At 45.5% G+C, this 14,437-nt stretch carries 15 protein-coding genes; 10 read left to right on the top strand and 5 right to left on the bottom strand.

Annotated features, from left to right (window positions below; all coding sequences use genetic code 11):
- Window positions 1–120 precede the first annotated feature (120 nt).
- The 4 genes from VOA_RS20495 (at window position 121) to VOA_RS20510 (ending at window position 1,362) form a co-directional block, all read left to right on the top strand.
- A complete protein-coding gene (locus VOA_RS20495) occupies window positions 121–261 on the top strand; it encodes a transposase domain-containing protein (RefSeq protein WP_009355941.1) in 141 nt (46 codons plus the stop codon).
- Window positions 262–349: 88 nt separating this feature from the next.
- Window positions 350–589 (top strand): hypothetical protein, encoded by a 240-nt coding sequence (locus VOA_RS20500; RefSeq protein WP_009355942.1) that lies wholly within the window; start codon window positions 350–352, stop codon window positions 587–589.
- Window positions 590–616: 27 nt separating this feature from the next.
- Window positions 617–1,024 (top strand): transposase, encoded by a 408-nt coding sequence (locus VOA_RS20505; RefSeq protein ID WP_198006579.1) that lies wholly within the window; start codon window positions 617–619, stop codon window positions 1,022–1,024.
- A gap of 32 nt (window positions 1,025–1,056) precedes the next feature.
- Window positions 1,057–1,362 (top strand): hypothetical protein, encoded by a 306-nt coding sequence (locus VOA_RS20510; protein ID WP_198006580.1) that lies wholly within the window; start codon window positions 1,057–1,059, stop codon window positions 1,360–1,362.
- Between the two features lie 65 nt (window positions 1,363–1,427).
- On the opposite strand, the gene VOA_RS08745 is transcribed toward VOA_RS20510, so the two are convergent.
- Window positions 1,428–3,071: a methyl-accepting chemotaxis protein gene (locus VOA_RS08745; RefSeq protein WP_001249524.1), complete on the bottom strand. Its 1,644-nt coding sequence runs from the start codon at window positions 3,069–3,071 to the stop codon at window positions 1,428–1,430.
- A gap of 375 nt (window positions 3,072–3,446) precedes the next feature.
- On the opposite strand from VOA_RS08745, the gene VOA_RS08740 reads away from it, so the two are divergent.
- The 4 genes from VOA_RS08740 (at window position 3,447) to pstB (ending at window position 6,920) form a co-directional block, all read left to right on the top strand.
- A complete protein-coding gene (locus VOA_RS08740) occupies window positions 3,447–4,268 on the top strand; it encodes a phosphate ABC transporter substrate-binding protein (protein WP_000754396.1) in 822 nt (273 codons plus the stop codon).
- A 78-nt stretch (window positions 4,269–4,346) separates the two neighbouring features.
- Entirely contained in the window at window positions 4,347–5,267 is a 921-nt protein-coding gene (gene pstC, locus VOA_RS08735; RefSeq protein WP_000150744.1) for a phosphate ABC transporter permease subunit PstC, read from the top strand.
- A 5-nt stretch (window positions 5,268–5,272) separates the two neighbouring features.
- Window positions 5,273–6,136: a phosphate ABC transporter permease PstA gene (gene pstA, locus VOA_RS08730; RefSeq protein WP_009355943.1), complete on the top strand. Its 864-nt coding sequence runs from the start codon at window positions 5,273–5,275 to the stop codon at window positions 6,134–6,136.
- Window positions 6,137–6,164: 28 nt separating this feature from the next.
- Window positions 6,165–6,920 (top strand): phosphate ABC transporter ATP-binding protein PstB, encoded by a 756-nt coding sequence (pstB, locus tag VOA_RS08725; protein WP_000858917.1) that lies wholly within the window; start codon window positions 6,165–6,167, stop codon window positions 6,918–6,920.
- A 46-nt stretch (window positions 6,921–6,966) separates the two neighbouring features.
- Here the strand turns inward: pstB and VOA_RS08720 are convergent, their stop codons facing one another.
- The 4 genes from VOA_RS08720 to VOA_RS08710 all read right to left on the bottom strand — a co-directional run bounded on the left by VOA_RS08720 (window position 6,967) and on the right by VOA_RS08710 (window position 12,285).
- The gene (locus tag VOA_RS08720; RefSeq protein ID WP_001097207.1) at window positions 6,967–8,067 is read right to left on the bottom strand and encodes a GGDEF domain-containing protein; all 1,101 of its coding nucleotides are present in this window, start codon (window positions 8,065–8,067) and stop codon (window positions 6,967–6,969) included.
- Window positions 8,064–8,531, bottom strand: coding sequence for a molybdopterin-dependent oxidoreductase (locus VOA_RS0117860; protein WP_032468237.1), 468 nt, complete (start codon window positions 8,529–8,531; stop codon window positions 8,064–8,066). The genes VOA_RS08720 and VOA_RS0117860 overlap by 4 nt, the downstream gene beginning before the upstream one ends.
- 293 nt (window positions 8,532–8,824) lie before the next feature.
- The gene (locus VOA_RS08715; RefSeq protein WP_001153663.1) at window positions 8,825–10,201 is read right to left on the bottom strand and encodes a YjiH family protein; all 1,377 of its coding nucleotides are present in this window, start codon (window positions 10,199–10,201) and stop codon (window positions 8,825–8,827) included.
- A gap of 404 nt (window positions 10,202–10,605) precedes the next feature.
- The gene (locus VOA_RS08710; protein ID WP_000457406.1) at window positions 10,606–12,285 is read right to left on the bottom strand and encodes a SulP family inorganic anion transporter; all 1,680 of its coding nucleotides are present in this window, start codon (window positions 12,283–12,285) and stop codon (window positions 10,606–10,608) included.
- A 340-nt stretch (window positions 12,286–12,625) separates the two neighbouring features.
- On the opposite strand from VOA_RS08710, the gene VOA_RS08705 reads away from it, so the two are divergent.
- Window positions 12,626–12,925, top strand: a complete 300-nt coding sequence (locus VOA_RS08705) for an isoamylase early set domain-containing protein (protein ID WP_000608710.1) — start codon at window positions 12,626–12,628, stop codon at window positions 12,923–12,925.
- A 233-nt stretch (window positions 12,926–13,158) separates the two neighbouring features.
- Window positions 13,159–14,418, top strand: coding sequence for a peptidoglycan DD-metalloendopeptidase family protein (locus VOA_RS08700; protein WP_001228054.1), 1,260 nt, complete (start codon window positions 13,159–13,161; stop codon window positions 14,416–14,418).
- Window positions 14,419–14,437 lie beyond the last annotated feature (19 nt).

The following is a 14,437-nucleotide window of genomic DNA, read 5'->3' on the forward strand; positions in this document are numbered from 1 at the left end:
TAATTGAACGATCCTATGCGGGCTTCATAATCGGTCTCAACATTGTTGAGGCCGATTTTTTATGTCTGAGTTTTCCTAAGACCATCATATCAATGCTTTTTCTAAGCATATCCCTCTAGAATGGGGGAAGAAGCTGTCAAGCAGACCGGACGAGCTTCTTTGCGTAAAAGACGCTTCCCCGCGGAGCAGGCTGTCTGGCTGGTTTTAGGGATTGGATTGCTGCGCAACCGTTCTATTCAACGTGTCTGTGACCAACTGTAACTGGCTTTCCCGGATGCTAAAGGGGAGCAGCCTCCTCTTGCCACGAGCAGCATCATAAAGGGAAGAGAAAAACTGGGAGGCTGAGCCGATGCGTTATCTCTTCAAGCTAACGGCGGCACAGTGGGAGAAGCAATGTGACTTCGACAAGGTATGCGGCTTGACGGTACTCAGTATCGATGGCACCTACTTTAAAACTCATGATACTGACAGCAACCAGCGATTTGGCTATGCGCAAAAGTCAGCCTCATTCCCCTCAGCGCTTGCTGTCACCTTGATGTCGACCAAAACACACATGATATCTGACGCAGCGTTTGGGCCAGTGACGTAAAGTGAAATCGCGTATGCACAGCAATTAGTGGGGTCAGCACTAGACAATTCCCTCACTCTCATTGACAGAGGCTTTATGTCAGCCGAGCTTTTTGCCAGCTGGCAGGGCTGTGGTCAAAACACGCACTGGCTGACGCTCATTAAATCTAAACTCAGGTATAAAATTATTGAGTCATACAGCGACTATGACCATCTTGTTGAACTGCCAGTCTCTCCTCAAGCTCAGCAGCAAGCTCCATACTTGGGAGACAGTTGGACAGTGAGACTGGTACTCATCCCTTCACCAAAGGGAGAGATAAAAGGCTTTATCACGTCTTGCCTATGTCTAACAACGTATGCGTTGGAAGCGCTGGTCGACGTTTACTGGCAACGTTGGGAAATCGAGCGGGGTTACGGTGAGCTGAAGCAGTATCAACTGTCGAGCAAGCCCTCTTAAGAAGCTTGAAGTACGAAGGAATATATCAAGAGATGTGGTGCATCCTCACCTCTTACAACATCGTGCGTTTAGAAATGGCAGCGATGGCCGCGGAGCATAAAGTTGAGCTGTTGAGGATAAGCTTCATCAACGCACTTTACCTCATTCAAGATGAATTTATCTGGTCTGACGGGAGAAGCCCTGGTGCTATCCCAAAGGCGCTAAAAATGCTTCGAGAAAATGGAAAGCGGCTGATATTGCCTAACAAAAGAAAAAGGAAAGCTTACCCTAGGGCAGTATTGAAGAAAGCTTTAAAGTATCCAGCGATAGCCAGAGAGAAAAAAGCCACTCGCTCTTAAGCGAGTGGCATTATGGGTAAACTAGACCTTTTTTATGAGATTTTTGTGCTGACAGTGGCAGGAAATTACACTCGGAAATAGTGCAACTGCTGGTTTTGTTGTTCTGCAAGGTTGGATAGCTCATGACTTGCTGCGGCCGACTGAGTGATCCCCGTGACATTTTGGCTGACCAGTTCGTAGATGTTACTCAAGTTGCGGTTAATGTCTTTGGTAACCTGACTTTGTTCTTCCGAGGCCGTTGCCACTTGGGCGTTGATCTGCCCCAGTGCACTGATTGAGAGATTGATCTCATTGAGTGAGGTGCTGACTTTGGCCGCTAATGATTGATTCTGCTCTAGTAATTGTAGGCTCGAATGCATGCTGCTATTTGCCGTATTGGACTGATTTTGCAGCTCTTCAATAATGGCTTGGATCTCTTGGGTGGAGGTTTGGGTACGCGCTGCTAGCATACGCACTTCATCGGCTACAACAGCAAAGCCCCGTCCGCTTTCTCCTGCGCGTGCCGCTTCAATCGCTGCATTCAGAGCAAGCAGGTTAGTTTGCTCTGAAATGCTACGGATCACTTCCGTGACATTACCGATACGCTCCGACTGATCTTTGAGTTGATTGACTACTTGTGCAGCCTCGGTAAGCTGATCGGCCATTTTTGCGGTGGCACGATGGCTCTCTTCAAACATGCGTAAACTTTGTGAGGCGAGCAGGTTCGCTTGCTGTGCTGCACCATCAGCGCTATGCGCATGGTCAGTCACACTTTGCGCGGTACTTTGCAGCTGGTTAACTGCGGAAGCCACTTGCTCGACTTCTTGCTTTTCCTGATTTGAGTTGACATTGGCTTGCGTCATCACCGTAGCTAATTCTGTCGAAGCAGAAGCCACATCGGTGCTGATGCGAACTAAACTTTCCACGGTTTGACGCAGTTGGGCAACGGTGGCGTTCACATCTCGTGCAAGCAAGGTGATCTCGTTTTTACCCACCTCTTGGGCTGTAACGAGCAGGTTGCCTTTTGCCACTTCACGCATTGTTTGCTGTAGCTGGCTCAATGGCTTAACGATGATGCCTGCCAAAATCCAGCTGAACACACCTGCAGCCAGCAGAATGGCAATCAGTGAAACGGTGGAATTGCTTAGCACACCATTATGCTGTTCTTCGCTCTGTTTAATCGTACGCATGGCGAGCTCGTTTAGTGCCTGAGATAGGTTACTGATTGCTTTTACCATGTCGTTACCCGCTGCACGATAGGCATCGGAAGCCTGTTGATATTGTTGGTCGAATTCAGCGCTAGTTTGCTCGGTACTTTGCTTAATATTGAGCAGAGGGATCATGTTATTGATCGAAAAATCCACATAATGCTGCATGGCTTTAGTTAACGCCTGAACTTCATCTTGCAGCTCAGGGTTATCACTAAAAGAGCGCATCAACTGTAAGTTTTGGTTTTGGCGGTCTTTTAGTGCAGAGGGAAGAACTTTCACTTCAGCAGGTCGAAAAAGGCTATAAATAGCACTGATACGCATTGCATAGGTGTTATCGATAATTTTGGTGAGATTGTCTTTATCGACAATGAGGTGTTCGGTGGAGTCTGAAACCTGGCTAAAGGCGGTTTTCAATGTTGATGTGCTGTATACAATCCCTGTCACGAGTAAAAGCATTGTGAAAAACACAGGTACTACAACCTGCAGTTTGATAGACAAACCGCTGAGTAACTGGCGCATGGTGGTCCTCTTTTGAAAAAATTAAGTAAGAATAGTTATTGTTATTTAAGAAATAATGGCAGCATGATGATATGTATCGTTGTTGAGAATGCAATCACTAGTAAACTCATGCTGACCACAAGTGAGTGATGTTAATCACAGTTATGCATAATTATTGTCGATAGAAGAAATATTAAGTCTTGCGGGTGAAATTTTTGTTGCGCAGTTGCTAAGGCGTGGGATGGACAAGCTATGTGTGTGGATTTTATAAACAATCAGTTGGTCGTGTCATACAGGGTTCAATTAAGTGAAACATAACTGTCATATTCACCCCCTAAAGTGAGCTTCGTTCAAGTGAAACACAACGGCAACAAAGCCACTTATAGGAAATTTGTGATGAAAAAAACAGTAATCGGTGCTATCGCTCTTATGGGCGCACTTGCAGTAACTCCAGTTATGGCGAAAGAGACAATCTCAGCAGTGGGCTCAAGCAGTGTTACTCCGCTGATGGAAGTGTTTTCTGAAACTTACGCAAAAATGAATCCTGAAGTTTTCATTGAAGTACAAGGCCCTGGTTCTTCTGCAGGCATCAAAGCCGCGAAAAACGGCAGCGCAGACATCGGTATGTCTTCGCGTAATCTGAAAGACTCTGAAAAAGAAACCAATCTGGTTGAAGAGAAAATTGCTCTGGATGGCATCGCTGTGGTAGTTCACCCAAGCAATGCAGTGAAAGGCCTAACGGCTGAGCAAGTTTCTGAAATCTACAAAGGCGAAATCACTAACTGGAAACAAGTGGGTGGTGAAGATAAGCCAATCGTTGCGATCACTCGTGATACCGCTTCTGGTACTCGTGGTGCTTTTGAAGACATCATGGAACTGAAAAAGAAAATTGCCGATAAAGAAGTTTCAGCGATTTCTCAACGTGCGCAAGTGGCTAACGGTAACGGCTCGCTGAAAACTATGGTGGCATCAAACCCATACTCTATCGGTTACATCTCACTTGGTACGGTCGATGGCTCGGTTCACGCGCTATCTGTTAACGGCGTTGAAGCGAGCGTAGATAACGTGAAAAACGGTACATACAAAGTCTCTCGTCCGTTCCTTGTGCTGTACAAACAAGATAAGCCATCTGCAGAAGCGAAAAAATTCCTAGAGTGGATGCTGTCTGCTGACGCACAAAAGATCGTGGCTGAAAAAGGCTATATCACAGTTAACTAATATGCTCCACACTCTTTTCCCGACCCAATTTGGGTCGGGTACTTTGTTTACATCGACATCAGTTCGATAGGTGATTTTATGACCATCGCAACAAATAGTGACAAGCTTATGGATAATACCTCTATGCGTAGCCTGCGTGAGCAGCGACGTGTTGACTGGAAAGAACGTATCTTTCACGGTTTGTTTCTCACCAGTGCCGTGATTGGTATTGTTTCTCTTGGCATCATTGCTTACTTCATTGTTCGAGAAAGTATCCCAGCTTTCCAAGAGGCTGGCGTGTCAGGCATTGTGCTTGGCCAAGATTGGTTACCTCCTGCGCTGTACGGTGTCGCGACTATGATTGTCGCTTCTGTCGTTTCAACTTTCGGTGCAGTGATTGTGGGGGTTCCGGTTGGCGTACTTACCGCAGTTTTTATTGCGGAAGTGGCTCCAAAACGCGTGGCGAATGTGATTCGCCCTGCAGTTGAACTGCTTGCGGGTATCCCTTCTGTGGTGTACGGCTTCTTCGGTTTGGTGATCATCGTTCCGCTGATCCAAAACGTGTTTAACGTTCCTGCTGGCAATACTATTTTGGCTGGGATTATTGTCCTTGGGGTGATGATTCTGCCGACCGTGATTACGGTTTCTGAAACCTCAATTCGTGCTGTACCTCGTACATACAAAGAAGGTTCACTCGCTCTCGGTGCTTCAAGCATCTACACCATCTTCAAACTGCTGGTGCCTGCTGCTCGTTCGGGGATCATGACTGGCGTTATATTAGGGATCGGTCGTGCTCTGGGTGAAACTATGGCGATCATCATGGTGATGGGCAATGCGCCTGCTATGCCTCAAGGGATATTGGATTCTGCGCGTACACTGACCGCGAACATTGCGATTGAAATGTCATACGCGAGTGGTGTGCATGCCAATGCACTTTACGCAACGGGTGTGGTGCTGTTGGTGTTTATCATGATGTTGAACGCTGCGCTGCTGTATTTAAACCGTGAGAAAGCGAGGTAATGGCTATGGATCGCGTAAAACTCAAACAAGCGCGTGTATTGAAAGACAATATCCTGCGTGCTTTTATCTGGATCTCAGCAGCGCTGACTGTCGGCTTCCTGTTCTGGATTATTTGGTACATCCTGTCTAACGGCTTACAACACGTTAACTGGAAGTTTATTACTGACAACTACACCCATACGGGTGATGAACACGGCATTTTCCCGATGATCATCTCTACCTTGTACATGGTGGTAGCGTCTATCGCGGTGGCGGCGCCGATTGGCATCATGACGGCCATTTACTTAACGGAATATGCCAAAGTGGGCAGCCGTTTAGTCAAAATTATCCGTTTTTGTACTGAGTCACTGGCAGGGATTCCGTCGATCATCTTCGGTCTGTTCGGTATGACTTTCTTTGTCGCAATTTTAGGTCTTGGTTTTTCGATTCTCTCCGGTGCTTTGACGCTGAGTATTTTGATCCTACCGGTGATTATTCGTACCACAGAAGAAGCGTTAATGGCGGTACCGCAAACGTTTCGTGAAGGCTCTTATGGATTGGGCGCTTCGAAAATTTACACTATCCGTCGGCTGATTTTGCCAAGTGCGATGCCGGGGATTTTAACTTCTGTCATTTTGAGTATTGGCCGAGTGATTGGTGAATCTGCCCCAGTATTTTTGACTGCAGGTATGGTGGCTCGTATTCCAGATACGTTGCTCGATTCAGGACGTACGTTGACCGTCCACCTATACAAGCTGACCACGGAGTTGTTCACTATTGAAGAGTGGAATCAAGCTTATGGCACCGCAACTGTACTGATTGTTGTCGTCTTGCTGATCAACACGGTCACCAAGCTCATCGCCAAACGATTCAATACTGCGACTTACTAAGTCCCTGACAGAATTTAGAGATAACACAATGAAAACAACCAAACTCAATATCGAAAATCTTGACCTGTTCTACGGTGCGAACCAAGCGCTAAAATCGATCAATCTGCCAATTCCAACCCGTCAAGTGACGGCGCTGATTGGCCCATCTGGCTGTGGTAAATCAACCCTGTTGCGCTGCCTGAATCGCATGAATGATCTGATTGAAGGTGTGACCATTACGGGCAAGCTGACCATGGATGGACAAGATGTGTATGGCAATATCGATGTGTCAGACCTACGCATTCGAGTTGGCATGGTGTTCCAAAAGCCGAATCCATTCCCTATGAGCATTTATGAAAACGTAGCGTATGGCCTACGTGCGCAAGGGATTAAAGACAAAAAGCATCTCGATGAAGTGGTTGAGCGCTCATTGCGTGGTGCCGCGTTGTGGGATGAGGTGAAAGATCGCCTTAAGTCTCATGCATTTGGTTTATCAGGCGGTCAGCAACAGCGTTTGTGTATTGCACGCACGATAGCGATGGAACCCGATGTGATTTTGATGGATGAGCCGACTTCGGCACTCGATCCTATTGCAACGCACAAAATCGAAGAGTTGATGGAAGATCTGAAGAAGAACTACACCATTGTGATTGTGACGCACTCGATGCAGCAAGCCCGCCGAATTTCTGACCGTACTGCATTCTTCTTGATGGGAGAATTGGTGGAGCATGATGATACGCAAGTGATCTTCAGTAACCCACGTGATGATCGTACTCGCGGCTACGTTAATGGTGACTTCGGTTAATGAACATAAACAGATTATAACTATAAGCGATGGTAAACTTTGCCCCTCACGATGAGGGGCTTTTTTGTAGGAATTTCATTTCATACATATTCTGGTCAGCCAGATAAATCAGTTGGCTCAAATTGGTGGAATCAAGTGGATAGGTACTAAATCCCACGCTAGTGCTGAGCTTCGCTTGCAAATTATCACTAATGGCAAAATCTTGGTTGAAGCACTCTTTAATCATACGTTGCATCATCATCTGCTCTGTTGAATTAATGCTGCTCAGGATCAAGGCAAATTCATCACCTCCCATCCGAAATACTCGATAATCAAGCGCAGGAATACAATGTGTTAAGCGGTACGCGACTTGTTTGAGTACCGCATCTCCCATTTGGTGGCCATGGGTATCGTTGACCTGTTTAAAGCCGTTAAGGTCAATCAAAAACAGCGAAAATCCACCGCTACGGCGATAGCGCTCTAACTCGGTGAACATTGCGGTGCGGTTTTCCAAACCCGTTAAAGGATCGGTTAAAGCCAAAATCCGGTGGTAAGCGGCTTCTTTGTGCAAAATGAAACTGACCACACCCGCACAGCCAAACATCAGCAACATCAGCATAATCTGAATCCGGCTGAGGTAATTCACTTGCTCCTTCTGTTCCATGTACAGTGGGCTTTGTACCCCAAATGTACGATTAATAAATTGGATGAAAATATCCAATTCATTTTGGCTAGCAGAAACAAAATTTTGCAGGCTTTCGGGGTTATTAACTGCCAACAGTAATGGCTCAAGTTGTTTAAAACGAGCGAATGCGGATTGGAAAAATGCACGGGTATTGGGCATCCCGATAATGCCATCCGCTTCTGGACTATTGAGGATCAAGTCAAAGCGGCTCCAAGTCAGTTCATACTTCACCATGACTTGTTGGCGGTTTGTTTGCGATTCCAGTAAATAAGGCGCGATAGACAGCATTTCCGTGAACTCTTTATTGAGTTGGAATAAAAACCAGATCGCTTGATTGGTTTGTGAAGAATAGGATTTAGAAAGCTCACGAGTGGTATTGAGCACGTAGAGGTTAGCCAGAATCAGTATGGCTGACATGACAATTAGCAATGTCTTCGCGTGCAGAATTAGCGGGTGAAGTGTTTTTTGAGTTTGTGTATTCATGGCTTCTTATGAATAAGGATATGGCTAATTTGCCAAACCATATGGGTGTAATAAACAGGATCCTTGAGTTTAGGATTCTGATCTAAGTTATACACCAACCAAAATGGCCCTTTGTTGCGTATTTGCATTTCGCTTCCATCCATCTCATACGCCACAATCGGTGCATATTGATTAATATCTTTTATTGAAATATTAGCAGCATAGTCATTCAATGCCATAAAGGTCACTGAATTTGCTTGCTCGAGCTGTAAGTAAGCCAACAAATCACTCACTTTAAAACCAGTGAAACGATGTGAGCCCTCTAGCCAAGGTAGGTGGGTGGTAAACGTCGTCTTTGGTAGCTCAGTGGCTAATGTTTTGAGTGACAAAACCTTAGTGGGTGAGTCCGCAACTTGTATCGTAATCTCAGACGAATAAGTTAAGGAGCTGCACAACAAGGCCAATATCAGCAACATCCATCTCATGATTTGTTATTCCGTGCTGTTTGACATTTGATCTCCCGACTTCTTTATTGTGGCTTTAGCTTGGCGAGAGAATGGTTACTGCTGTTACGCGATACATGACGCACAAAGTCAACCGAGCAAATGGTTTGCCGCTGATAACTCTGTGGTTAGTTTCTTAATTGGTTGAATTATAGGCGGAGATGAGTGAAATGAAAATCACCAATATTAACAATACTAATGATATAAAGACTCAGAAATGAGAAATAAAGCAAGAAAAGCGCCATTGCTATGGCGCTTCTTAAATGGGAGACAACTTAGAACAAAAGGTGTGCTACTGCGGCAATCACAGGCAAAGTGATTAGGGTGCGAAGAATGAAAATGATAAACAGCTCAAAAATGTTGACTGGAATGCGGCTGCCAAGCAACAGCGCCCCAATTTCAGACATATAAATCAGCTGGGTCACGGACATTGCGGCAATCACGAAACGTGTCATCTCATTGTCGATCGATGCGGCCAAAATAGCGGGAATAAACATATCTGCAAAACCCACGACAATGGTTTTTGATGCGGCAACGGCTTCTGGAACACCAAGCAGTTCCAAGAAAGGAATAAAGGGCTGGCCAAGTAGCGAGAAGACTGAGGTGTATTCCGCGACAACCAAAGCAATAGTGCCTAGTCCCATGACGACAGGAAGTACACCGAATACCATATCAATGGCATTGCGTACGCCTTCGCCAATTACTGATTTCACCGAGCTGACTTTGGCGGCCTTGGCTAAAGCTAACTCCATACCCCAAGAGAAAGCAGTATGACCTTCAGGGATCGCATCAGCATCCGGATGCGGCTTGCTACCATCGATATAGGTATCTTTTTTCCATGACAAAGGCGGAAGGCGGGGGATCACCACAGCGGCCACAAAACCGGCTAAACAGACGGCACCATAAAAAGGCAAGAAGAGATGCTCAAGCTCAACTTGGGCAATCACAACAAGGCTAAACGTGATTGAAACAGCAGAAAACGTGGTACCCACCACAGCGGCTTCACGCTGAGTGTAAAATTTTTCTTCGTACTGTTTACTGGTGAGCAAAATACCCACGCTACCATCCCCAAGCCATGACGCCATACAGTCAATCGCGCTGCGACCAGGCAAGTTAAATACCGGACGCATCACTTTGCTAAGTAGGCTGCCAAACAGTTCTAATAAGCCGAAATTGAGCAGCAGTGGTAGCAGTAGGCCTGCAAAAATAAACACAGAAAACAGAGTTGGTAGCAGACCTTCTAAGACCAAGCCACCGGTGTTTTCTTCCCATATCGCTTTCGGGCCAATCTGGAAAAAAGTCATGATGACGGCGACACCACCAATCACGCGCACCGCCAACCAAAGCCAAGAAGGGTTAAACAGACTGTTTAAAAAAGGGCGACTTGTGCCCCAACTTGGTTGAAAGATTTTTGTGACAACAGAAGCGGCTGACATAAACGCAATAATCACAGTGACGACAGTGACAAGCGAATCACCAAATAGCGCTTGCACCGATTTTGCCAATACGGCAACCGGAATGGTGAACGACCCATCGTAACTGATCGGGGCCATAAACAGGAAAAGCCCGATCAAAGAGGGGATCAGGAACATCCAGAGATTGCCAGAGTGACTTTTTACAGGTGGCTCTAGGGTTTGCGCGTTATCTTGCATTCGTTGTCTCTATCTCTTACTGCATTGATTATTGCGTCGTTCAGACGCACGGAACGGGTGAAACTGAGCTATCCATGGCATAAAAATTCACTGTACTTCCGTATTTAGTCAGCGGGCGCAAGAATAGCTATTTTTGCAACCATTCGCAATACTATTCATTTATTTTGGGTATGCATTCAAATTTATTTGCTGATGTTTCAGCTTATGATGGGTTTTTGTATGTTTATTGTTAAATCAATCATCGGCTGGAGAATAGAGAGGGCTACAAGGCGTGATTGGGCAAGGGATTTCTGTAGCGAGAAAGCAGATAGTTAGAAGCAAATTAGAAGCAAAAAAGCCCTCAGTAAAACAGAGGGCTTGTTACTTAAAGCGTAAGCGTAAATTAGATTAAACCCACACCTTTTTTATTCAGTGATATTGGGAGTGGTGCTGGATGCATTGTCGATTTCAGTTAAAGCTGCGTTGAGTGCACCTTCAAAAGCAGGATAAACATTCTGTTTTCCCACTAGGCCAACTATGCCCGCCTTGATCAGTTTCTGAGAAACTCGCGGATTCGCCCCTGAAATCAGAACCTTAATACCACGTTTATGGAAGCTTTGGATAATCTCTTCTAGCGTTTGAATACCGGTGATATCCATAAATGGCACCCACTTTAAACGCAAGATCAGTATCTGTGGTGTTTCTTGAATACTGCTCATAACACGTTCAAAGGTTTCTGCTGCCGCAAAAAAGAAAGGCCCTTCTAGTGCGTACACTGCGAGTTCACGAGGCAGCGCGGTTTTGCCTTGCTGCGCAAGTTCATAGTTCATATCTTGCGAACCGTTGGCTTTTACTTCAACACTGGAGGCCATGCGTTTCACAAAGTGCAACATGGCAATGATCACACCGATATTGACGGCCACGACCAGATCTGCAAATACCGTCAAACCAAAGGTGAGTAGCAAAATCGCAACATCCGCGCGCGGTGCACGTTTTGCCAGTTGAACAAAATGAGGGGCTTCACTCATATTCCAAGCCACGACAAACAAAATAGCGCTCAGTGTGGCTAGAGGAATATTCACCGCTAAAGGAGCCAATACCAACAGAATGATCACGAGAGTTAACGCGTGCATCACCCCGGCAATCGGGCTGGTACCACCATTACGAATGTTGGTGGCAGTACGGGCAATTGCCCCTGTAGCAGCAATACCGCCAAATAAAGGGGTAATAATGTTAGCAACGCCTTGTCCGACTAATTCTTGGTTAGAGTTGTGTTTTGTACCCGCCATGCCATCGGCCACGACTGCAGAAAGTAAGGATTCAATAGCACCCAACATCGCAATCGCAAACGCGGGGCCAATCAGTTGGATCATTTGGCTCAGGCTAACATCCGGTAAAGCAAACTCAGGTAGACCTTGCGGAATACCACCAAATGCGGAACCAATCGTTCTCACACCTTCGAAACCAATGACGTATTGTAGTGAAGTAACAACCACTAACGCCAACAGAGGTCCAGGGATCTTGGAGAGTTTTGGAATTTTAGGGCCCAAAATCACCAAAGCTAAAGATAAGATCGCGAGTAAGGTTGTTGTGAGGTGGAGCTGTGGAAAAGCGTGAAAAATCGCGATCAGTTTCTGATGGAAGTGCTCGCCTTTAATTTCTGGCAAGCCAAAGAAATCACGCCATTGACCCACCCAGATGATTACGCCAATACCGGAGGTAAAACCAACGATCACGGGATCGGGAATATAACGGATTATGCTGCCTAAACGAGCTAAGCCGAGAATAACCAGAATAAAGCCCGCCATAATTGTTGCGATCTGTAATCCAGCAATACCATGCTCAGCCACAATGCCAGCAAGAATAACAATAAACGCGCCGGTTGGGCCGGCGATTTGTACGCGTGAACCACCAAATAGGGAAACAATGATCCCCGCGATGATTGCGGTATAAATTCCTTGTTCTGGTTTCACCCCAGAAGCTATCGCAAAAGCCATGGCTAATGGTAGTGCTACCACCCCAACTATCAATCCTGCTGTAATGTTGTTGACCCAATGCTTAGGTTGCAACAGACCGGCTTTATAGGATTCATAGATGGCAAACATAGTTGATCACCTTAATAAAAATAGGGAAATGAAAACGCCGAGGATTCTACGCCCATTTTATAGGCTGTAAAGGGATACTTTCAGCATAGCAGGCAGGTCACTATCGTGGTGTGTTTAGAATATTAATCTTTTAATTTCATGTGATTAACTTCGTGTAACTTGGCATTTTCTCCTTGTTTACCAGAAACTCGATAATTAATTGGAATTGCATGTTGAAAAATGGAAATTCAGTTTATTTTACCAATATGCATCCAATTGACAGATTGCAGGTTGAGTATAGAGGGCAAATTACCTATCATTCCTTTGGTTGGCTGTTTTTTGTTCAAAAATGGAGTTTGACATGATTAACAAGAAGTTTCTTAAAACAAAAGATGAAGTTGAAGTTACTTTTGAATGTGATGCACATCATGCGGCATCTGAAGTGGCGATTGTGGCAGATTTTTTAGATTGGCAGCCCGAGCCGATGAAAAAAGTGGCCAAATCGGGTACGTTCAAATTCAAAACACGTTTGCCGAAAGATCGCGAATTTCAATTTCGCTATCTACTCAACCAACAAGAATGGGTGAATGACCCCCATGCAGATCAATACATCGCCAATGGTTTTGGGGAAGAGAACTGTCTGCTGACCACTTATCAGTGATTTGAGTAGCATTTTTAAACGAAAGGCTAAAAAATCACAAACAAGTAAGTTGCTGCTACCACACAAAATCTTCTATTTTTGAAAGGCACTGACGTGCCTTTTTTGCTTTAAATTGACGCAAGCACAGGTGACAAGCCGTGCTGAAACCCTTACTCTTGGGCTAATTTTGACTTTTCTCCACAGGTAAATGAGTGACATCTAAATCTATTATTTTGCGATTTTCTGAGCTCTCAATGCGAAAGAAGGTGACATTGGTAGGTTTGCCGCTTTTGGCTGTGGCAGCGATCACAACTTCGCTAAACAGTCCGATTCGGCAACAACGAATTGAGCTCTCTCTTCCTGAGTCCGCATTAGTTCCTTTCTCAACCGCAGAGTCCGCGGCTGAGCAGACAGAAGTCTACCGAGCGGGTCATCCAGATTATGAGTATGAGATTAAACCGGGCGATAATCTGAGTACAATCTTCAGTCAGCTTGGCTTTGCTTATACCGAGCTGATGAAAGTCATGGAAACTGACTTGAACTACTTAGCTCTCGATACGTTGAGACCTGGTAACGTGCTGCGCTTCTGGAAAGGAAAAGACAATACACTGAGCAAGATGGAGCTTGAGTTTAGCTTGGTTGATCGCGCGGTTTATACACGTCTTAATGATGGTAACTATGAATTTGAAGAGCGTAAAATCCCCGGCACATGGAAAGTGGAACCACTGATCGGTGATGTGGATGGAAGTTTTTCTGTTTCTGCGAGCCGTGCAGGATTGGGTGCTGCTGATGTGGACCAAATCGTTACGTTATTAAAAGACAAAATCAATTTTGGACGAGATCTGCGTAGTGGTGATCGTTTTGAAGTTGTGTTGTCGCGCCAGTTTGTTGGTGAAAAGCTCACGGGTAATTCTGAGATTCAGGCGATTAAGATTTTCAATCGAGGCAAAGAGATCACCGCTTATTTGCATCAAGATGGTCAGTACTACGATAAGAATGGTGAAAGTTTACAGCGTGCTTTCCAACGATATCCGGTCGATAGTAAGTGGCGTATTTCATCGAATTTTGATCCGAAGCGCCTGCATCCTGTAACTAAACGAGTTGCGCCTCACAACGGTACAGACTTCGCCATGCCGATTGGTACGCCAATTTATTCTTCGGGTGATGGCGTAGTCGTGATGACACGTAGCCACCCTTATGCGGGTAACTATGTGGTGATTCAACACGGTAGCACTTATATGACCCGCTACCTGCACATGAGCAAAATTTTGGTGAAGAAAGGCCAGAAAGTATCACGTGGCCAGCGTATTGGTTTATCTGGCAATACAGGGCGTGTGACGGGACCACATCTTCACTATGAATTAATTGTTCGTGGCCGAGCGGTGAACGCGATGAAGGCGAACATCCCTATGGCGAGTTCTGTGCCAAAGAAAGAGATGTCGCAATTTGTGGCGAAGCGTAAAGAGCTGGATCAAATGCTTGCTCGTCAAGAAAGTATGTTAGCCTCTCAATAATCGCGATGTTTATTATCAC

Source organism: Vibrio sp. RC586, assembly GCF_000176715.1.
Classification (GTDB): domain Bacteria; phylum Pseudomonadota; class Gammaproteobacteria; order Enterobacterales; family Vibrionaceae; genus Vibrio.